Source organism: Pseudomonas putida, from assembly GCF_028682455.1.
GTDB lineage: Bacteria > Pseudomonadota > Gammaproteobacteria > Pseudomonadales > Pseudomonadaceae > Aquipseudomonas > Aquipseudomonas putida_AA.
On sequence record NZ_JANHLD010000004.1, the window covers coordinates 551,208 to 570,810 of the forward strand.

Below are 19,603 nucleotides of genomic sequence, written 5' to 3' on the forward strand. Positions count from 1 at the left end.
CAGGAACGGCGGTCAGCCGCGCTCGGCGGGCACCGATGACAACTCGAAGGGGCTGCTGCTTCGTCGCTGGTTGCGATCCTCCCGCGGCGTTGCGCCGAAGAAGTTGCGATAGGCACTGGAAAAATGCGGCCCCGAGGAGAAGCCACACGACAAACCAATCTGGATGATCGACTTGCTGGTTTGCATCAGCATCTGGCGCGCCTTGTTCAGGCGCAGCTCCAGGTAGTACTGGCTCGGAACACGATTGAGGTATTGCTTGAAGATCCGCTCCAGCTGGCGCCGCGACACGCAGACATGCTGGGCGATCTCATCGGTGGTCAGCGGCTCTTCGATGTTGGCTTCCATCAACAAGACCGCCTGGGTCAGCTTCGGATGACTCGAGCCCAGGCGATTCTGCAGTGGAATGCGCTGACGCTCACCGCCTTCGCGAATCCGCTCGACGACCAGCTCCTCGGACACCGCACCGGCAAGCTCGGCACCATGGTCGCGTGCCAGCACGGCCAGCAACAGGTCGATCACCGACATCCCGCCGCAGGCGGTCAGGCGATCACGGTCCCAGTCGAACAGATGACTGGTAGCGATGACCTTGGGAAAACGCTCGGCAAAATCATCCTGCCAGCGCCAGTGCACCGCGGCCCGGTAGCCATCGAGCAAACCCAGTTGCGCCAGAGGATACACCCCGGCCGACAGGCCACCGATCACACAACCGGCGCGCGCCAACTGCTTGAGCGCACTGCCCAACCCCGACGCCACGGCCTGGGGCGGCTCATCGGCCAGCAGGAAGAGTTTCTGGCAGCCCTCCAAACGCCCCGCCCAAGGCTCGCCCGGTAAACGCCAGGCACCTTCGGCAGCAGGCTCGGCCTGCAGGAACAACAAGTCGTAGGCCACTTCCGGATGTACCTTCTGGGCAACCCGCAAAACCTCTTCGGCCAGCGCCAGGGTCAGGGCTTTGGTGCTGGGCCAGATGAGAAAACCGATTCGCTGGGTGGTCATGGGGTGCGGTCCGAAACCTGAGGAAGGTCAAGAGGATGAAACCGGTCATGCTGCGCAAGGCACGCAGCATGACCCATTTTGGTGCGCCGCGGCAATCTTACTTCAAGCTGCCCGACAAGAACTGCTGCAAACGCTCGGACTGCGGGTTGACCAGCACCTCGCGCGGGTTGCCTGCCTCCTCCACCAGCCCCTTGTGCAGGAACACCAGCTGGTTGGACACCTCGCGGGCAAAGCCCATCTCGTGCGTCACCACCACCATGGTCCGGCCTTCCTGGGCCAGCGACTGCATGACCTTGAGCACGTCGCCTACCAGCTCCGGGTCGAGCGCCGAGGTGGGCTCGTCGAACAGCATCACTTCCGGCTCCATCGCCAGCGCCCGGGCAATCGCCACACGCTGCTGCTCGCCACCGGACATATGCCCAGGATAGGCGTCCTTGCGATGGGAGACGCCCACTTTGGCGAGATAGTGCTCGGCTTTTTCCAGGGCATCCTTTTTCGACATGCCCAACACGTGCACTGGCGCTTCGATGATGTTTTCCAATGCGGTCATGTGCGACCACAGGTTGAAATGCTGAAACACCATCGAAAGGCGCGAACGCATGCGCTGCAATTGCTTGGGATCGGCGGCCTTGAGCGCGCCGTCCTTGTTGGCCACCAACTTGAGCTCTTCGTTGTTGAGCAGAATCTTGCCCGCGTGAGGCTGTTCAAGCAGGTTGATGCAGCGCAGGAAGGTACTTTTGCCCGAGCCACTGGAGCCGATGATACTGATCACGTCGCCCGCCTTGGCAGCCAGGGACACGCCCTTGAGCACTTCGTGACTGCCATAGCGTTTATGCAGGTCTTGGACTTCGAGTTTGTACATGCTGTCGGTTCTCACAAAGCAGTCAGTCTTGAGCTAACGCTCAGGCGAAAATAGTTACCGCAGGCCTCAGGCCTTGCGCGGCGCCAGGTAGCCGAGCCAGCGGCGCTCGGCCAGCTTGAACAGGCGCACCAGAATGAACGTCAGGCACAGGTAGAACACACCGGCGGTGATGTAGGCCTCGAACGGCAGGTAGTACTGGGCATTGACCGTGCGCGCTGCACCGGTGATGTCGATCAGGGTCACGATCGAGGCCAGGCTGGTGGTCTGCAGCATCATGATCACTTCGTTGCTGTACTGCGGCAGGGCCCGACGCAGGGCCGATGGCAGCAGGATGCGGCGGTACATCTTGACCCGCGACATGCCCATGGCCTTGGCTGCCTCGATCTCGCCATAGGGGGTGGCCTTGAGGCTGCCGGCGATGATTTCGGCGGTGTAGGCACTGGTGTTGATGGCGAAGGCCAGGCAGGCACAGAAGGTCGCACTCGACAGCCACGGCCAGAGGAAACTCTCGCGCACCGCTTCGAACTGGGCCAGGCCGTAGTAGATCAGGAACAACTGCACCAGCATCGGCGTGCCGCGGATCACGTAGGTGTAGAGCCAGGCGGTCAGATTGACCAGCGGCTGCTTGGACACCCGCATCAGACCCAGCGGAATGGCGGTCAACAAGCCGAAGAACAATGACAGCGCCAGCAGTTTCAGCGTGGTCAGCAAGCCGCCCAGGTACAGCGGCAGGGCCTCCCAGATGACGTTGTAGTCGAAAATCATAGTTCAGCCGCCTTTACGCCTACCGAGTAGCGCTTCTCGAGGTAACGCAGGGCCAGCAGCGAAACACTGGTGATCACCAGGTACAGGGCTGCGACCGCCAGGAAGAAGGTGAAGGGTTCGCGGGTGGCATCGGCCGCCTGCTTGGCCTTGAACATCATGTCCTGCAGGCCGACCACCGAAATCAGTGCCGTCGCCTTGGTCAGGACCAGCCAATTGTTGGTAAAGCCCGGAATCGCCAGGCGAATCATCTGCGGCACCATGACCCGGAAGAACACCTGCAGGTTGCTCATGCCATAGGCCATGCCAGCTTCAGCCTGCCCCTTGGGGATGGCCATGAAGGCGCCACGGAAGGTTTCCGACAGGTAGGCACCAAAGATGAAACCCAGGGTACCGATACCCGCCATCAGCGGATTGAGGTCGATGTAGTCGTCGTAGCCGAGCAGCGGCGCGACACGATTGAGCAGGTCCTGACCGCCATAGAAGATCAGCAGGATCAGCACCAGATCGGGAATCCCGCGGATAACCGTGGAATACAGGTCGCCCAGCCAGGCCAACCAGCGCACAGGCGACAGACGCAGAGCCACACCGATAAGGCCGAGTACGATAGCCAGGGCCATTGACGACAAGGCGAGCTGCAGCGTCAGCCACACGCCGTCGAGGATGACTGCCCCGTAGCCTTTCAACATGTTGAGGTCCTCGACCTTAGGGATGAAAAAATGGTGCAAACCTCAGAGCCTCTGCTGCTTGCACCATTACACAGGTGAAACGTCGACGATTTACTTGGCTTCAGGGCCGTAGATGTCGAAGTTGAAGTACTTGTCCTGGATTTTCTTGTACTCGCCATTGGCGCGGATGGCCGCGATGGCAGCGTTCAAGCGATCCAGGTTGGCCTTGTCGCCCTTGCGTACGGCGATACCAACGCCGTCACCGAAGTACTTCACGTCGGTGAACGACGGGCCGACGAAGGCGTAGCCCTTGCCAGCGTCAGTTTTCAGGAAGCCATCTTCGAGCAGGGTAGCATCGGCAACGGTACCGTCCAGGCGACCGGCTGCGACGTCCAGGTAGATTTCGTTCTGGGTGCCGTAAGGAACGATGGTCGCGCCTTGTGGAGCCAGAACCTCTTTGGCGAAGCGATCGTGGATCGAGCCACGCTGCACGCCAATCTTCTTGCCCTTGAGCTCGGCAAGGCTGTCGCTCACGGTGCTGCCTTCCTTCATCACCAGGCGTGCCGGTGTCAGGTAGTACTTGCCCGTGAAGTCGACGGACTTCTTGCGATCTTCGGTGATCGACATGGACGAGAGGATCGCGTCGATCTTGCGCACTTTCAGCGCCGGGATCAGGCCATCGAACTCTTGCTCGACCCAGGTGCACTTGACCTTCATCTCGGCGCACAGGGCGTTGCCGATGTCGTAGTCGAAGCCAACGATGCTGCCGTCCGGCGCCTTGGAGGCGAACGGTGGGTAGGCAGCCTCGATACCGATTTTCAACGGTTTCTCATCAGCCAGCGATGCCAGGGAAAACACAGACAGCGCCAGGGCGCCAAGCAGTGCGAGTTTCTTCATCTGGAACTCCATCGGTAAAAGGCACTACAAGGCAGGGTAAAACTGCCCCATATGCAAATGGGTACAACGCGAGCTGCGCAGGGCCGACAAAGGTCGAACGCCACGAGCGAGTGATCGGCATTTTAACGACAGCTCCGAAGCCGATATTTCCTCAATGCGACAACTAATTACAGAAGCACAGGAACTGGCGGCCGGAGATATTGACAGCTTTCGCGAATTATGCAAAAGCAAAAGACAAATAACCTATCAGCGAAGCAATAACCGGGCCTATTATTGGCAAAGCCTTCTAATCCGGCAAGCGCAGCGTTTCAGCACGTTGAAATTGGTGCCGGGAACGCCCTCGATCGGTGCGGTAGCGTTTCCCTTTGCCCCGTTTGCGCGCAATCGGGGTGACACATAGGTTACCGATGATTGTCGAAGTAACAGAAAGCACAAAGCCCCGCTGGCGAACCAGCGGGGCTTTGTTAGTGGCTATCGCGGGGCAAGCCCGCTCCTGCGGGTCAGGCTGAAGCCAGGCTCATCGATTTGTGCGTATCGATCAGGTGCTGGACCACGCTTGGGTCCGCCAGGGTGGAGATATCGCCCAGTGAATCGTACTCGGCCGTGGCAATCTTGCGCAGGATGCGGCGCATGATCTTGCCCGAACGAGTCTTGGGCAGGCCCGGCGCCCACTGGATGACATCCGGCGAGGCAATCGGGCCGATTTCCTTGCGCACCCAGTTCTTCAGCTCCAGGCGCAGCGCCTCGTTCGGCTCCTCGCCACCGTTAAGAGTGACATAGACGTAGATGCCCTGCCCCTTGATGTCATGCGGCACGCCAACCACCGCAGCCTCGGCGACTTTCGGGTGGGCCACCATGGCGCTTTCGATCTCGGCGGTACCCATGCGGTGACCCGACACGTTGAGCACGTCGTCGACCCGGCCGGTGATCCAGTAGTAGCCGTCCTCGTCGCGACGGGCACCGTCACCGGTGAAGTACATGCCACGGAAGGTCTTGAAGTAGGTGTCGACAAATCGGTCGTGATCGCCATACAGGGAGCGCGACTGGCCCGGCCACGAATCGAGGATCACCAGGTTGCCCTCGGCAGCGCCTTCGATCAGGTTGCCGAGGTTGTCCACCAGGGCAGGCACTACGCCAAAGAACGGACGGGTCGCCGAACCCGGCTTGAGCGCCGTGGCACCTGGCAGCGGGCTGATCAGCACGCCGCCGGTTTCGGTCTGCCACCAGGTATCGACGATCGGGCAACGCTCCTTGCCCACGGTCTGGTAGTACCAATTCCAGGCTTCAGGGTTGATCGGCTCGCCCACCGAACCGAGCAGGCGCAAGCTGGAGCCATCGGCCCCGGCCACCGCTGCCTGACCTTCGGCCATCATCGCGCGGATGGCGGTTGGCGCGGTGTAGAGGATGTTGACCTTGTGCTTGTCGATGATCTTCGACACGCGGGTGATGTCCGGGTAGTTCGGTACACCCTCGAACAGTACGGTGGTCGCGCCATTGGCCAGCGGGCCGTAGACGATATAGCTGTGGCCGGTGACCCAGCCGACGTCGGCGGTGCACCAGTAGACTTCGCCCGGGCGGTAGTCGAATACCCGCTCATGGGTCAGTGCGGCATAGACCATGTAGCCGCCGGTAGTGTGCAGCACACCTTTAGGCTTACCGGTCGAACCCGAGGTATAGAGAATGAAAAGTGCCTCTTCGGCACCCATCTCTTTTGGCGCGCAGTGGCTGGAGGCAACCTTCATCAGGTCTTCGAACCAGATGTCGCGATGCTGGTGCCAGGCAATGTCGCCACCGGTGCGCTTGCACACGATGATCTTCTGCACACTGGCGGTTTCCGGGTTGGTCAGGGCCAGGTCGACATTGGCCTTGAGCGGGGTGCGACGACCGCCACGCAGGCCTTCGTCGGCAGTGATCACCACTTTCGACTTGCAGTCGATGATCCGGCCTGCCAGGGCCTCGGGCGAGAAGCCGCCGAACACCACCGAGTGAATCGCGCCAATGCGGGCGCAGGCCAGCATCGCAACCACGGCCTCGGGGATCATTGGCATGTAGATGGTGACCACGTCACCCCGGTGCACGTCCTGGCCACGCAGGGCGTTGGCGAACTTGCAGACCTGCTCGTGCAGCTCGCGGTAGGTGATGTTGCGGTGTTCGGAGGGATCGTCACCTTCCCAGATGATCGCGACTTGATCGCCACGCTCGGCCAGATGACGGTCGAGGCAGTTGTAGGAGACGTTCAGAGTGCCGTCGGCAAACCATTTGATATCGACATGGTGATCGTCGAAGGAAGTCTGCTTGACCTTGGTGAAGGGCTTGATCCAGTCCAGGCGCTGCGCCTGCTCACGCCAGAAGCCGTCCGGGTTGATCACCGACTGCTGGTACATGGCCTTGTAGGTCGCCTCATCAGTCAGCGTAGTGGCCGCAACCTCGGGACGAACGGGGTACAGGGGAGCCGCACTCATCTTTATCTACCTCGGTGTAATAGTTGTTTTTGTATGACCTCGTTGTAACTGTACCAGACCGGGCCGGCCATTCGACGTTGGTAGTAACGCCCTGCTCTTTTTGCCCCCTGCAATTGACCGCAAGCTCAAGACCGGGCATCAGGACCAGGAAAAATAAATCGCCCGAGTGCCTGGCGAGCGATTGTTACAGTTTTTGCCAACAGTGTTTATCAAAACGTCATCTGTTTAAGGCAGGCACACCACCCTAAAATTCACCTCGCCAGCAACGGCAACGAGATTAACTTCTTGTAACACCCCCACGAAGGCCGTTAATCCCGCGATAACTGTGATAGTTGAACTTAAGTTGCACACGCGGCGCCACAAGCGCTGCGTGCCCCCTCTCGACCTTAGACAGGTAAAATGAAAATGAAAGCGTTACTGGTATTGGTACTTGGCAGTCTTTGCACCACGGCGATGGCCGCTGAAGTTGCAAACGACACTGCCGGGCAGATTCCGGTTGAACAGTACAGCTACTCGCAGCACCTGGACATCGCCAAAGTCATCTCCATGAGCGAAGTCCCGCACGTCTGCGAGGTAGTCCCGGTCCGCATGACCTACGAGGACTCCCAGGGCCAGCAGCATATTCTTGAATACCGCGTGATGGGGGACGGCTGCTCTAACGGCTAATCACACCATTCTTGTTTCGCACGCCCCGGCACACTGAACGGGGCGTGCGATTTACACTAAGGCCCTCTTCAACGCTGACAGTATTGTTATTTAACGTCACTCTCCGTTGATTTTCCCAAGCCATGTTCTCGCAACTTGTTGGCGATCGTGGTGTGTGAAACCCCCAGGCGTTTACCCAACGCCCGACTACTGGGGAACTCGTTCATCAACTGTTCCAGTACCGCCCTCTCGAATCGCCCGACAATATCCCCCAACTCACCGTCCAGCGAGAATTCGCCCAGGGGCTGGCGCGCGCCGTAGTCCGGCAAGCGAATATGTTCGCTCTTGACCACCCCGCCATCGCACAGCGATACCGCCTGGAACAGTACGTTCTCCAACTGTCGTACGTTACCCGGCCAGTGGTACTGGCTCAGCCGCTCCATCGCCGCCGGTGCCAGGCGCGGCAAGGCACACCCGATCTGCCGGCTGGCCTGATCGAGAAAATGCTCGACCAACGGCGCCAAACCATCGAGGCATTCGCGCAGCGGCGGAATATGCAGCGAAAGCACGTTCAGGCGGTGGTACAGGTCCTGGCGAAACTCGCCCCGGGCGCACAGCTCGGAGAGATCGACCTGGGTGGCGCAGATCACCCGCACGTCCAGATACACCTCTTCATCGCTACCAACCCGGCGAAAACAACCGTCCTGCAAAAAGCGCAGCAATTTGACCTGCAACCGCGGACTCATCTCGCCGACGCCGTCGAGGAACAAGGTTCCACCTGCCGTCAGCTCCAGCAGGCCGAGCTTGCCTTCGGCACGCGCGCCCTCGAAAGCGCCCGGACCGTAGCCGAACAACTCAGTCTCGGCCATGGACTCCGGCAAGCCGGCGCAGTTGAGTGCCATTAACGGCGCCTGGCCGCGAGGGCTGGCCAGGTGACAGGCACGCGCCAGCAACTCCTTGCCCGTGCCGGTCTCGCCTTCAATCAGTAGCGGCGCATCCAGCGGAGCCATGCGCCGCGCTTCACGCACCACGCCCGCCATCACCCGCGAGCTCTGGAAAATGCTGTCGAAACCACGCAGCTCCTGTTTGCGCACGTTGTAGATGCGCTCGCCAATGCGATCGGCGCGGTGCAGGGTCAGCACCGCTCCCGCCAGGGCCTCGCTGTCATCGTGCTCGGACTGCAGCGGGGCAATATCGGCCAGGAACACATCACCCTTGACCTTGACCCGCAGGCCATTGATCCGCGACTTGTTGGCCCGCACCAGCTCCGGCAGATCGAAGTCCTCGGCATAGCGTGACAGCGGAATGCCGGGGACTTCATCCACCCGCACTCCGAGCAACTGCGCGGCTGCCCGGTTGGCGGCGACGATGGAGCCCCCCATATCGATCGACAGGACCGGAAAATCCAAGGCGCCGAGCAAGGCGTTGAGCTCCATGTGCCGCCGCTCGCTGGGCATCAACCCTACCCGCTTGACCCCAAACACGCCGGTGATCGACTCGAACTTGGGCCGAAGGGCCTGGAACTGCAGATTGATCAGGTTCGGACAATGCAGGTAGATGGCATTGCCATGCTCGCCTCCCACCTCGCCACGGGCGACGTTGATACCGTACTCCACCAGCAGGTTGAGGATGTCGCGCAGAATGCCGATGCGGTTCTGGCAGTGCACTTTGATACGCATGAAATGTCCTACTAGTAGGTCTACAACGAGCCTGGGCGCCAACCCGGCAGGCATTTATTTACCGGGACCGAAGAATTTTCGTAAAAAAAACGTGACAAAAACCGAAAAACATCACCGCGGTCGCCGTCGATTTTTCGGCCTTTTGTCTTTTTTGTAAAGTTATCGTTACGAATTGAAGGCGACACCCATCACTGTCACAGGCCCGCGCCGATGCAAAGTGCCGCCCTGCGGGTTATCACTTAAGCAACGGCTTGATCACATAACAAAAAAGGCCCTCAGCAGGAGAGCAGTATGAAACAGACGCAATACGTGGCTCGCGAGCCCGATGCGCAAGGGTTTATCGACTACCCGCAGCAAGAGCACGCGGTGTGGAACACCCTGATTACCCGTCAGTTGAAGGTGATCGAAGGTCGCGCGTGCCAGGAATACCTGGACGGCATCGACCAACTGAACCTGCCGCACGACCGCATTCCGCAGTTGGGCGAAATCAACAAAGTGCTGGGCGCCACCACTGGCTGGCAAGTTGCCCGGGTACCTGCACTGATCCCCTTCCAGACCTTTTTTGAACTGTTGGCCAGCAAGCGCTTCCCGGTGGCGACCTTCATTCGCACCGAAGAAGAGCTCGACTACTTGCAAGAGCCCGACATTTTTCACGAAATCTTCGGCCACTGCCCGCTGCTGACCAACCCCTGGTTTGCCGAGTTCACCCACACCTACGGCAAGCTTGGCCTGCAGGCGACCAAAGAAGAACGCGTTTACCTGGCGCGGCTGTACTGGATGACCATCGAATTCGGCCTGGTCGACACCCCACAGGGGCGCAAGATCTACGGCGGCGGCATCCTCTCTTCGCCAAAGGAGACCGTCTACAGCCTGTCCGATGAGCCCGAGCACCAGGCCTTCGACCCGCTGGAAGCCATGCGCACGCCGTATCGAATCGACATCCTGCAACCGCTGTACTTTGCCCTGCCCAATCTCAAGCGACTGTTCGACCTGGCCCACGAAGACATCATGGGCATGGTCCACACTGCAATGAAAATGGGCCTGCACGCACCGAAATTCCCACCCAAGGTCGCTGCCTGAGCGGCCTTGCAAACCAATAACAAACCACTTGCGGAAAACCTTATGAACGCCTTGAACCAAGCCCATTGCGAAGCCTGCCGTGCCGATGCTCCACAGGTCAGCGACGAAGAACTGCCGGTACTGATCAAGCAGATCCCGGATTGGAACATCGAAGTCCGTGACGGCATCATGCAGCTGGAAAAAGTCTTCCTGTTCAAGAATTTCAAACACGCCCTGGCCTTCACCAATGCTGTGGGCGAAATCTCCGAAGCCGAAGGCCATCACCCAGGCCTGTTGACCGAATGGGGCAAAGTCACCGTGACCTGGTGGAGCCACTCGATCAAAGGCCTGCACCGTAACGACTTCATCATGGCAGCGCGTACCGACGAGGTCGCCAAAACCGCCGAAGGCCGCAAGTAATGCACTTCGACGCGATCAAGCGCGTACCGGGTGATCCGATCCTGGGGCTGATGGAGGCGTATGCCAAAGACAGCAATCCGAACAAGTTCGACCTGGGCGTCGGCGTGTTCAAGGATGCCCAGGGCCTGACGCCGATTCCGGCGGCGGTCAAGCAGGCCGAACAGCGCCTGCTCGACCAGCAGACCAGCAAGAGCTACATCGGCGGTCATGGCGATGCGGACTTCGGCCGGTTGATCAGCGAGCTGGTGCTGGGCAGTGATTCCTCACTGCTCAGCAACAAGCGCGCCGGCGCCACCCAGACCCCGGGGGGTACCGGTGCCCTTCGCCTCGCTGCAGAGTTCATCGAGCACTGCCTGCCAGGTCGCGGTATCTGGCTGAGCGACCCGACCTGGCCGATCCACGAAACCATTTTTGCCGGCGCCGGCCTCGAGGTCAGCCACTATCCCTACGTCGGCGCGGACAACCGCCTGAACGTAGCGGGAATGCTGGCTGCACTGGAAGCGGCACCCAAGGGTGACGTGGTATTGCTGCATGCCTGCTGTCACAACCCGACCGGTTTCGACCTGTCGCAGGATGACTGGCGCGCTGTGCTGGAGGTGGTTCGCCGCCGCGACCTGCTGCCGCTGATCGACTTTGCCTACCAGGGCTTTGGCGATGGCCTGGAAGAAGACGCCTGGGCCGTCCGGTTGTTCGCCGCCGAACTGCCCGAGCTGCTGATCACCAGCTCCTGCTCCAAGAACTTCGGCTTGTACCGTGACCGCACCGGCGCGCTGCTGGTGTGCAGCCACGATGCCGAAAAACTGCAGGATGTCCGCAGCCAACTGGCCTGGCTGGCCCGCAATCTGTGGTCGACGCCACCGGATCATGGTGCTGCGGTGGTGGCGCAGATTCTTGGCGATGCAGATCTCAAGCGCCTGTGGATCGAAGAAGTCGAGGCCATGCGCCAGCGTATTGCGCAGCTACGCGTCGGCCTGGTCGAGGCGCTTGCGCCCCATGGGCTGAACGAGCGTTTTGCCCACATTGCCGAACAGCGAGGGATGTTTTCCTATACTGGGTTGTCGCCAGAGCAGGTCAAGCAATTGCGTGAGCGCCACAGTGTGTACATGGTCGGCACGGGCCGGGCGAATGTCGCCGGGGCCGATGCTGCGCGCCTTGGGGCATTGGCGGCAGCGATCGCTGACGTCTGCCGGTAAACCCTTAGCAGGTCATGTGGGAGCCGGCTTGCCGGCAAGCTGGCTCCCGCAGGCTTCACCACCAATCAGCAGGAAAATTCATACTGTCATTCAGCTTCCTGTATCCTGCACAGGCTTTTTACAAGCCACGCGCGCCTTGCGCAGCCTTTCCACACACTTGCGAGGAACGACGAGATGCATGAAATCCCGAATCTTCCCTTCCCAAGCCTGAACCCAGAAGAGCAGACACCTGCCACTCACAGCGCCGAAGCAGCCCAGGCTGACCACGACGGCGACGACACCTCAAGCGCCGACCAGGAATAACCGCGCAACAATCAGACTGTGTGAAAACGGCTGATGCAGGGACTACCCGTCAACACGTTTTCACACCGTCAAGAATCTCTTCGCCGCCTGCGCGTCATCTCCCGCCTCAATAATCGATCTTGCCGCGTCCGGCCTTGATTGCTCCGCGTTTGCTCTTGGTGTCCAGCCGCCGGGTTTTCGATCCCAGGGTCGGTCGGGTCGGGCGTCGCGCCTTCTCGACCTTGATTGCCGAGAGTATCAACTCGCGCAGGCGCTCCAGCGCATCGTTGCGATTCTGCTCCTGGGTGCGGTACTGCTGGGCCTTGATGATGATCACCCCATCGCGGGTGATACGGCTGTCGCGCAGGGCCAACAAGCGTTCCTTGTAGAACGGCGGCAGTGACGAAGCCTGGATGTCGAAGCGCAGGTGCACGGCGCTGGAGACCTTGTTGACATTCTGCCCGCCGGCGCCCTGGGCGCGGATGGCCGTCAGCTCGATCTCGTCATCGGGCAATTGCACTGCGTTTGAAAGTTGCACCTTCACCTACCCTTGAAAAACAGCAAATAACTTTACAGGCCACAGTCTCATGAGGCTTCGTCGACCATGGCGGATGTACTCCGGGCCAATACCTCGACCACTCGTCGAACACGGACCTGATCGACCGAGGATAACTGTCGGAACAGCATTACCAGGTCGCACTCGGATTCGTTCAACGGGCTATCAGGGCGAATGTCAGCTGCCCGATAGGACGAGCAGGTTTTGTACTTGGACATGACCATCCTTCCCTTGGATTTCTGGAAGGAAAGACGTTACGGGGAATCGTATTGAAATTAACCTTTATCGGTCTGATTATTTCGTAGGAAAAAGGTGCAGTCCTAGTTGACCTCACTCGTCGCGCTGACCATTGCCCCGACCACTCGATGCACAATTTCTTGGTCAGTGCTGGCCAGCGAGCGATAACGCGTCAGCAGGCGCTGCTCCGGCTCGGTCAGTTCCTGCGCGGTATCGACCTTGCGCATTCCGGTAATCACGAAGCTCACATCCACCCCCACCCGCGCCACCGCAGCCAGATAAGCGACATCAGGATTGCGCTCGCCTTTTTCGTAGCTGCCCTGGGTGTTGCGATTGACGCCGCCCAGGCTGGCAAAGTCATCCTGCCGTAACCCGAGGCGAGTGCGCTCCTGGCGCAGACGCTCTCCACTTTCCACTGATTTTGGTGCGCTTGATGCACAATTTTTCAAACACCACCTCTTTACAGGAACATTTTATTGGGCATAATCAGCACCCTGACAACGCAGACGAACATGCTGGGCAGCCTGCCTATGGTGCTTTCGGCCAGGCAATCCTAAGCAAAGCACATTTGCCGCATCAACGATCACCCTATGTACCCGCAGTACCGTCATGGACGACACAGGACCAGGATTTGTTCCTGGTAACGGGTAATGCCGAATTTCGGTTATTACCCGAAGTACCTTCCAGCGTCGACGCTTGAACTGAGTCTGCACCGGCGCGGAGGCTCCTTCCCTTAGTCAAAGGACCGAGTCATGAGCAACAAAACGCCATGCACCCTGACAGCGTTGCTGGCCGTCGTCAGCCTTGGGGCCAATGCCAGCACCACTGACGTCAGCCTGGCCGGCACCCTTACACCGTCCGCTTGCACGCCCTCACTCTCGATGGGTGGCCGAGTGGACTACGGCGACCTCAGCATTCCTGAACTGCCGATCGATCCCGAAGATCCCTCACACTCCACCCTCCCCCTGCGCAACCTGACCCTGCTTGTCAGCTGTGGTGCGCCAACGCCGCTGGCCCTGGTGGCTACCGGCAATCGCCGCGACAGCAACGCCGCCGGCGAAGCCCGCACCTTTGGCCTGGGTCGCACCGTTGGCGGTGAACCCATCGGATTCTATACCGCGGGCTGGTCGGGCGGCACTGTCCGGCTCGACAATCTTCCGGCAGATACCCTCTACTCCACTGACAAGGGCCAGACCTGGACGCCCTTGACCAGCGCATTGCTCAAGCACCTGGGCGACCGCCCCGATACACGCTTCGGCTTTGCGTCCACCGGCAGCACCAGCCCAACGCCCGCACAGCACCTGAGCCTGGAGCTGGAAGTCAGCGGCTGGGTACGCAACGACACCCTCCACTTCGATCAATCGCTCATGGATGGCAGCCTGACCGTCGAGGTCCAGTACCTGTAGCCATACCCGAGACACATGGCCTCACCGGCCTTAAAGAATCCCGTCGACTGCAGACCTGCACATTGCCCCCAAACGGCCAGTGAAGGTTTTCTGCATTCAAAAAACGGGACATCCGCCCCACCCAACACAAGAACCAAGAAAGGAAAAATCTGTGAAGAAGTCCGCACTCTCCCTCTCCCTCGTCGCCGCACTGGCTGGCACCCACGCCTTCGCCTCCACCACTGAACTGAGCGTCATAGGCACCATCACACCGACGGCCTGCACCCCAAGCTTGAGCAACAACGGGGTAGTGGACTACGGCCCGATCCATGCCGAGACCCTCGACAACTTCCAACTGCCGGACAGAACGCTGACTCTGTCCATCAGCTGCGGTGCCGAAGCGCCAATAGCCGTGATCGCAACCGACAACCTTAGCGGCTCTGCCAGCACCATCGGCGATATCCACTTCGGCATGGGCACCTACCAGACGATGCCCATCGGGCGTTATTCGATGGCGTTCCAGACCGCCCAGGTCGATGGCCAGCAGCTGGGTGCACTGGAGTCATTGGACGGTGGCGCCACCTGGAGACCGAGCGACGTTGTCCTGCTGCGCGACTCGACCACGGCTCAAGACTTCAGGCTGGCCTTCGGCACTACCAACCCGCAACCCACAACCACCTTGAGCGCCGTCATGCGCATCCAGGGCTCGATCAATGAAGACCTGCCCTTCACCGACGACATCGAGCTCAACGGCAACAGCACCCTCGAGATCAAGTACCTCTGATCCATAGCCTGAATATTCGACCAAGAGGGACGTCAGAAGCCCTCACCCACCTGCCAAAGGTAATCAACGCGATCACCTATGAAGGAACCAACAGTGAAGAAACTCGTCGCCCCCCTTTCGCTTGTCTTGACCCTGGCCAGCACCCATGCCCTGGCCTCCTCCACCGAAGTCACCCTCACCGGAACCCTCACCCCTTCGGCATGCACGCCCACCCTGGGCAATGGCGGCCTGGTCGACTATGGCGGAGTGTCTATCGAGGAACTTGAAGCTCACGACGATCATTACAAGCTTCCAGACAAGCAACTGAGCCTGACCATCCAATGCGCAAGCGAAACATCGTACGCACTGATCACCACCGACAACCGACATGAAAGTTCCAGCAGCAGTACCTTCAGCCACGGCCTGGGCATGCACAAGGGACAGCAGGTTGGCGCGTTGGCGATAGGCCTCAGCGACCCTGAACTGGATGGCACACCAAGCAAAGTACTGGTCTCTTACAACGCCGGACAAACCTGGTTCGCGGGTTTGTTCCTGTACTTCTCCCCCTCGCAGAAAAGTCCGGCCACTCGCGTTGCCTTCGGTGCTCAGACGATGCCTGTCCCCGCCACTCGCCTGAGTGCAAACCTTGATATCACCAGCATGATCTCCAACACCCTGCCGTTCAACGAAGAGATCCCGATCGACGGCAGTGTCACCTTCAACATCATGTACCTCTGAGCCCGCACCCCTGCACTTGAACTGAAAGGGATAGCCAGATCCCTGAATACTCAACTAGGTCACAATAATGAAAATATCCGTAGTCCCTCTATCCCTTGTCATAGCCCTTGCCGCTACCCAGACCATCGCCTCCACAACCGAGGTAACCCTCACCGGCACCCTCATGCCTTCAGCCTGCACGCCAACACTGAGCAATGGGGGAGTGATTGACTTTGGCCGCGTTTCCTTTGCCGACCTGATCCCTGACGGACTTCCAGAAAAGCGGCTGGACCTGAGCATCAAATGTGGTGCACCAACACGATTTGCACTCATCAACAGCGATAACCGCATAGAGAGCGCCCCTGAGTCACCTCTTCGATATGGGCTTGGCATGCACAACGAGGAAAAAATCGGCTACATGACGATACATACCACACCGGCCTTGGTAGATGATGTACTGCGGGACAGAATCTCGTCTTTAGATGGGGGACAAAGTTGGAGCAATGCCGTCGGGCCCTTTCAGCGCGCTCAAGATCGTCCGAACTTTCTATACGGCTTCGGAGACGTAAACGACGTCAGCAGCGGCCCGACACCGGCACAGAACCTGAGCACCACCCTACTGGTATACGCACGGGTCGACTCTACAATCGACTTCAGCAGCGACGTGCAGCTCGACGGTAGCACCACGTTCGAGATCCGCTACCTCTGAGACATTGACTCACCTTTGGGAGCGAACAGCGGATGCTCGCCCCTTCATGACACATACCCGGCCGGCGCACCTCCTTCCAGTAGTTCAATGGAGTTGACACAAAGGGGCTTGCGTCGCGCGCCAACAACGAACCGATACCATGAAAAAACTACTCAACATTGTTGCGGGCCCCCTGCTGCCTGCATTTTTCCTGTTTGCCCATGCAAGCACGACCCAGGCTGACGGCATGGTGCCCAAATCCTCGGTAGTGATTGTCGAGGAAGCCAAGGCCAGCGGCAGCCCCTTCCTGGTGACCAACACCGACCCCCACCCCTCTTTACTGGCCGTGTTCATCGAGAACCTGCCCGAAGACCAGGACAACCTGCTGGTGGTGCAACCTACCGTGACCCGGGTCGAGGCAGGTCACGAGCAGCAGGTGCTGTTCCATTACGTGGGCACGGAGCCGCTGAAGGAACAGCGTCTGAAAAGGGTGATCTTCGAGGGCATTCGCGAGCAAGCCCCCAGCACCACCGGCGCTATGCGGGTGAGCTTCGGCGTGCGCCAGAACCTGCCGGTCATCCTCCACCCCAAGGGCCTGGCAAAGAATCGCTCGCCCTGGGAGGGGCTGACCTGGCACCTGGAGGGCAATCAGTTGCGGGTCGAGAACAACACCCCCTACGTGGTACGCCTGGGTCGTGAACTGCTGCTCACCCCAGGCCAGTTGCGCGTGGATCTTCCCCGCAGCTACTTGCTGGCCAACGAACACCTGAGCCTTGAGCTGCCCGCCAACGCCGGCGCTGCCAACACCGTGCGCTTTCAACCGGCGACGGTATACGGTTATACCACTGCCCCTTACGAGGCCAGCATCCAGTGATAGCCGCCCTTCCTAACAAGAGCAGCCTCAGCTGCCGGGATCATCTGCTGGCCGGGCTTTGCCTGGGTATGATCAGCTTTGAACCCATCAAGCTTGTCCATGCCTCGAACGCCACCGTGCAATCCACCGCGTTCGACCACGAAGTACTGCGCCTGCGCGGCATCGACCCGCAACTGGCCCAGCTGTTCAGCCAACAGGTGCGTTTTGCCCCAGGCAGGCAATACATCGACCTGAACGTCAACGGTCATGACAAAGGCGCTGCCCAAGCGCGTTTCGACACCAGCGGCGCCTTGTGCTTCGACGACGCCTTGCTGCGATTGGCCGGGATCGCAAGGCCCGCCGACTGGCCAACGGTAGTCGATGAACCGAAGGTCCCCCTGGCGCCCGACTGCCGGGACTTGAGCGAGGCCTACCCGCAGATGCAGGTGGAACTCAACCCGGGCCAGCAGCGGGTACGGCTGATAGTCCCCGAACCCGCCCTGGAGCGGCGGCCTTACAGCATCGATGGCTACAGCCAGGGAGGTGTCGCCGGCCTGTTCAACTATGACCTGTTCGACACCTTCAACCGCTATGGCGGTGAGTCGAGTCGCTACGCGGCGGCCAACACCGAAATCGGCCTGAATGCCGATAACTGGATCCTGCGCAGCCGCCAGGTACACAGTCGCACCGACGGCAGGATACACAGCGAAATGCTCGATACCTTTGTGCAGCGCAGTTTTGTGCAGCGCCGCAGTATCTTCCAGGCGGGGGAAATCAACCTGGTCAACCCGGTGCTCAACGGCGCGCAGATCATCGGCGCCCAGGTCACCCCGGAACATGGCTTGCTGTCGCAATTGGATAACGCCAGCGTACAAGGCATCGCCAATAGCCAGGCGCGGGTTGAAGTTCACCAGAATGGCGCCTTGCTGTACTCCACCGTGGTGCAACCCGGCCCGTTCAGCATCAGTAATATTCCGCGCCTGACTTCCCGCTCGGACCTCGAAGTCACAGTGATCGAAACCAACGGCGAGCGCCGCAGCTTTCGCGTCCCGGCCAGCCTGGCTGCGGCCGCGCCACCTCGACGCGGCTTCAGCCTAGGCGCCGGGGTTGTGCGCAGCTACAGCGATGAAGCCGACGAGCCGGTAGTGCTGAGCCTGGGCCAGACGGGCGCCCTGGGCGAGACGTCAAGCCTGAGCAGCGGCCTGATCCTGGCCCAGGGCTACCAGAGCGTTGGCGCCACGATTGACGGCGCCCTGATACCGAGCTTGAGTGGCCAGCTGCTTGCGATTGGCTCGCAGGCCACCACGCAGGACAGGCAGGGGCTGCAACTGGGTGGCCAGCTCAACTGGCAACTGCACGACCGATGGTCGAGCCTGATTGCCGGCAATCACCGCAGCCGTGGCTACCGCGAACTTCTCGACAGCACCTACCGCGACAACGACAGCGCTTTTTCCAGCTACCGCGACCAACTCAGTGCCAGCCTGCGCTGGGCAAGCCCGGCCATTGGCAGCTTCAGCCTGGGCTACACCCAGACCACCTACTACGAACACGACAGCGGCCAACGTCTGTTCCTGTCCTGGGGCGACAGTTACAACGGGATCAGTGTGTCGGCGTCTGTGGAAAAGTCGCTAGGCAACACCAGTAGCGACAATGGCGATGCGGTCTACCTCAGCGTCAGCCTGCCCCTGGGCAGCAAAGGCCGCGTACGCAGCAGCGTGCGCCACCGCGACAATGACAGCACCAGCAGCGTGAACTACCAACAGCAGGTCAGCGATAGTTTCGGCTACCGCCTGGGTGCCGAACACCGCTCGGGGGACAGCAACAACCTGGCCAGCGCGGGCCTTTCGGCAACGCCGCGCTACACCCAGCTGGACCTCAACTATGCCGGTGACGGGCGCGACGCCAACTACAACATTGGCCTGCGCGGGGGGCTGGCCTTTCATGAAGCCGGCATAACCCCTTCGCCCTACCCCATTCGCGATACGTTCGCCATTCTCACAGTGACCGACACCCCAGGCGTCAAGGCCAGCACCCCCAATGGCCCGGTATGGACAGATCTTGGCGGCCGCGCCGTGATCCCGGCCTTGAGTGCCTATGGCCGCAGCCCCATAGAGGTCGACAACCAGAGCCTGCCGCTCAACGTCAATATCGAGGAAGGCGCCGCCGTACTCAAGGCCAGCCGTGGTGCCGTACCGCGCCTGACCTTCAACGCCTGGAGCGTACGGCGGATGCTTCTGACCCTCACCGACGGCCAGGGCCAGCCATTGCCCACCGGCGCCTCGGTGTTCGATGACCGCGGCCGCTTCATCAGCCTCGTCCAACCCGGTGGCCTGGTGTTCATCGACAGCAGCGAAGACATCAGCCACCTGATCGTCAGCGATCCGCACGCCCGTGAATGCCGGGTCACCCTCGATGCCACCCCGGATGAGCCACAACGCACCTACTACACCAGCGTCCAGCGCACCTGTGCTTGAAGCGCCGT

The 19,603-nt window shown here is 60.3% G+C and carries 20 protein-coding genes; 11 read left to right on the plus strand and 9 right to left on the minus strand.

The annotated features are described in order from the left end of the window. Positions 1–12 precede the first annotated feature (12 nt). From argR to acs, 6 genes are all read right to left on the minus strand, one after another. Entirely contained in the window at positions 13–993 is a 981-nt protein-coding gene (gene argR, locus NPS58_RS25755; RefSeq protein WP_274118051.1) for a transcriptional regulator ArgR, read from the minus strand. A 97-nt stretch (positions 994–1,090) separates the two neighbouring features. After that, positions 1,091–1,855, minus strand: coding sequence for an ABC transporter ATP-binding protein (locus NPS58_RS25760; RefSeq protein ID WP_274118052.1), 765 nt, complete (start codon positions 1,853–1,855; stop codon positions 1,091–1,093). Between the two features lie 66 nt (positions 1,856–1,921). Next, a complete protein-coding gene (locus tag NPS58_RS25765) occupies positions 1,922–2,620 on the minus strand; it encodes an ABC transporter permease (RefSeq protein ID WP_274118053.1) in 699 nt (232 codons plus the stop codon). Further along, the gene (locus tag NPS58_RS25770) at positions 2,617–3,306 is read right to left on the minus strand and encodes an ABC transporter permease (RefSeq protein WP_274118054.1); all 690 of its coding nucleotides are present in this window, start codon (positions 3,304–3,306) and stop codon (positions 2,617–2,619) included. The genes NPS58_RS25765 and NPS58_RS25770 overlap by 4 nt, the downstream gene beginning before the upstream one ends. A 90-nt stretch (positions 3,307–3,396) precedes the next feature. After that, positions 3,397–4,182 (minus strand): ABC transporter substrate-binding protein, encoded by a 786-nt coding sequence (locus NPS58_RS25775; RefSeq protein WP_274118055.1) that lies wholly within the window; start codon positions 4,180–4,182, stop codon positions 3,397–3,399. A 500-nt stretch (positions 4,183–4,682) separates the two neighbouring features. Beyond that, the gene (gene acs / locus NPS58_RS25780) at positions 4,683–6,644 is read right to left on the minus strand and encodes an acetate--CoA ligase (RefSeq protein WP_274118056.1); all 1,962 of its coding nucleotides are present in this window, start codon (positions 6,642–6,644) and stop codon (positions 4,683–4,685) included. A gap of 405 nt (positions 6,645–7,049) precedes the next feature. Here acs and NPS58_RS25785 point away from each other — a divergent pair, with 405 nt between their 5' ends. Next, complete coding sequence (locus tag NPS58_RS25785; protein WP_274118057.1) at positions 7,050–7,310, plus strand: DUF2790 domain-containing protein; 261 nt, start codon at positions 7,050–7,052, stop codon at positions 7,308–7,310. An 86-nt stretch (positions 7,311–7,396) separates the two neighbouring features. Here NPS58_RS25785 and NPS58_RS25790 read toward each other — a convergent pair whose 3' ends face one another. Continuing rightward, positions 7,397–8,968, minus strand: coding sequence for a sigma-54-dependent transcriptional regulator (locus tag NPS58_RS25790; RefSeq protein WP_274118058.1), 1,572 nt, complete (start codon positions 8,966–8,968; stop codon positions 7,397–7,399). 291 nt (positions 8,969–9,259) lie between these two features. Here NPS58_RS25790 and phhA point away from each other — a divergent pair, with 291 nt between their 5' ends. From phhA to NPS58_RS25810, 4 genes are all read left to right on the plus strand, one after another. Beyond that, on the plus strand, positions 9,260–10,048 hold the full coding sequence (gene phhA / locus NPS58_RS25795) for a phenylalanine 4-monooxygenase (RefSeq protein ID WP_028944703.1): 789 nt from the start codon (positions 9,260–9,262) through the stop codon (positions 10,046–10,048). 42 nt (positions 10,049–10,090) lie between these two features. Then, complete coding sequence (locus tag NPS58_RS25800) at positions 10,091–10,447, plus strand: 4a-hydroxytetrahydrobiopterin dehydratase (protein WP_038613492.1); 357 nt, start codon at positions 10,091–10,093, stop codon at positions 10,445–10,447. Next, on the plus strand, positions 10,447–11,640 hold the full coding sequence (locus tag NPS58_RS25805; RefSeq protein WP_274118059.1) for an amino acid aminotransferase: 1,194 nt from the start codon (positions 10,447–10,449) through the stop codon (positions 11,638–11,640). The genes NPS58_RS25800 and NPS58_RS25805 overlap by 1 nt, the downstream gene beginning before the upstream one ends. 174 nt (positions 11,641–11,814) lie before the next feature. Beyond that, positions 11,815–11,943, plus strand: coding sequence for a hypothetical protein (locus tag NPS58_RS25810; RefSeq protein ID WP_274118060.1), 129 nt, complete (start codon positions 11,815–11,817; stop codon positions 11,941–11,943). Between the two features lie 106 nt (positions 11,944–12,049). On the opposite strand, the gene arfB is transcribed toward NPS58_RS25810, so the two are convergent. Together arfB and NPS58_RS25820 are read right to left on the minus strand one after the other, a co-directional pair. Beyond that, positions 12,050–12,460 (minus strand): alternative ribosome rescue aminoacyl-tRNA hydrolase ArfB, encoded by a 411-nt coding sequence (arfB, locus tag NPS58_RS25815; RefSeq protein ID WP_274118061.1) that lies wholly within the window; start codon positions 12,458–12,460, stop codon positions 12,050–12,052. Between the two features lie 338 nt (positions 12,461–12,798). Further along, positions 12,799–13,131: a helix-turn-helix domain-containing protein gene (locus tag NPS58_RS25820; RefSeq protein ID WP_274118062.1), complete on the minus strand. Its 333-nt coding sequence runs from the start codon at positions 13,129–13,131 to the stop codon at positions 12,799–12,801. Positions 13,132–13,467: 336 nt separating this feature from the next. Here NPS58_RS25820 and NPS58_RS25825 point away from each other — a divergent pair, with 336 nt between their 5' ends. The 6 genes from NPS58_RS25825 (at position 13,468) to NPS58_RS25850 (ending at position 19,595) form a co-directional block, all read left to right on the plus strand. After that, positions 13,468–14,121, plus strand: coding sequence for a DUF1120 domain-containing protein (locus NPS58_RS25825; RefSeq protein WP_274118063.1), 654 nt, complete (start codon positions 13,468–13,470; stop codon positions 14,119–14,121). A gap of 151 nt (positions 14,122–14,272) precedes the next feature. Further along, the gene (locus NPS58_RS25830) at positions 14,273–14,884 is read left to right on the plus strand and encodes a DUF1120 domain-containing protein (protein WP_274118064.1); all 612 of its coding nucleotides are present in this window, start codon (positions 14,273–14,275) and stop codon (positions 14,882–14,884) included. Between the two features lie 93 nt (positions 14,885–14,977). Beyond that, positions 14,978–15,601 (plus strand): DUF1120 domain-containing protein, encoded by a 624-nt coding sequence (locus NPS58_RS25835; protein ID WP_274118065.1) that lies wholly within the window; start codon positions 14,978–14,980, stop codon positions 15,599–15,601. Positions 15,602–15,668: 67 nt separating this feature from the next. Then, a complete protein-coding gene (locus NPS58_RS25840; protein WP_274118066.1) occupies positions 15,669–16,289 on the plus strand; it encodes a DUF1120 domain-containing protein in 621 nt (206 codons plus the stop codon). A 139-nt stretch (positions 16,290–16,428) separates the two neighbouring features. Further along, positions 16,429–17,142 carry a fimbria/pilus chaperone family protein gene (locus tag NPS58_RS25845; protein ID WP_274118067.1) on the plus strand — a complete coding sequence of 238 codons (714 nt, stop codon included), beginning with the start codon at positions 16,429–16,431 and terminating at the stop codon, positions 17,140–17,142. Positions 17,143–17,210: 68 nt separating this feature from the next. Beyond that, the gene (locus NPS58_RS25850) at positions 17,211–19,595 is read left to right on the plus strand and encodes a fimbria/pilus outer membrane usher protein (RefSeq protein WP_274118068.1); all 2,385 of its coding nucleotides are present in this window, start codon (positions 17,211–17,213) and stop codon (positions 19,593–19,595) included. Positions 19,596–19,603 lie beyond the last annotated feature (8 nt).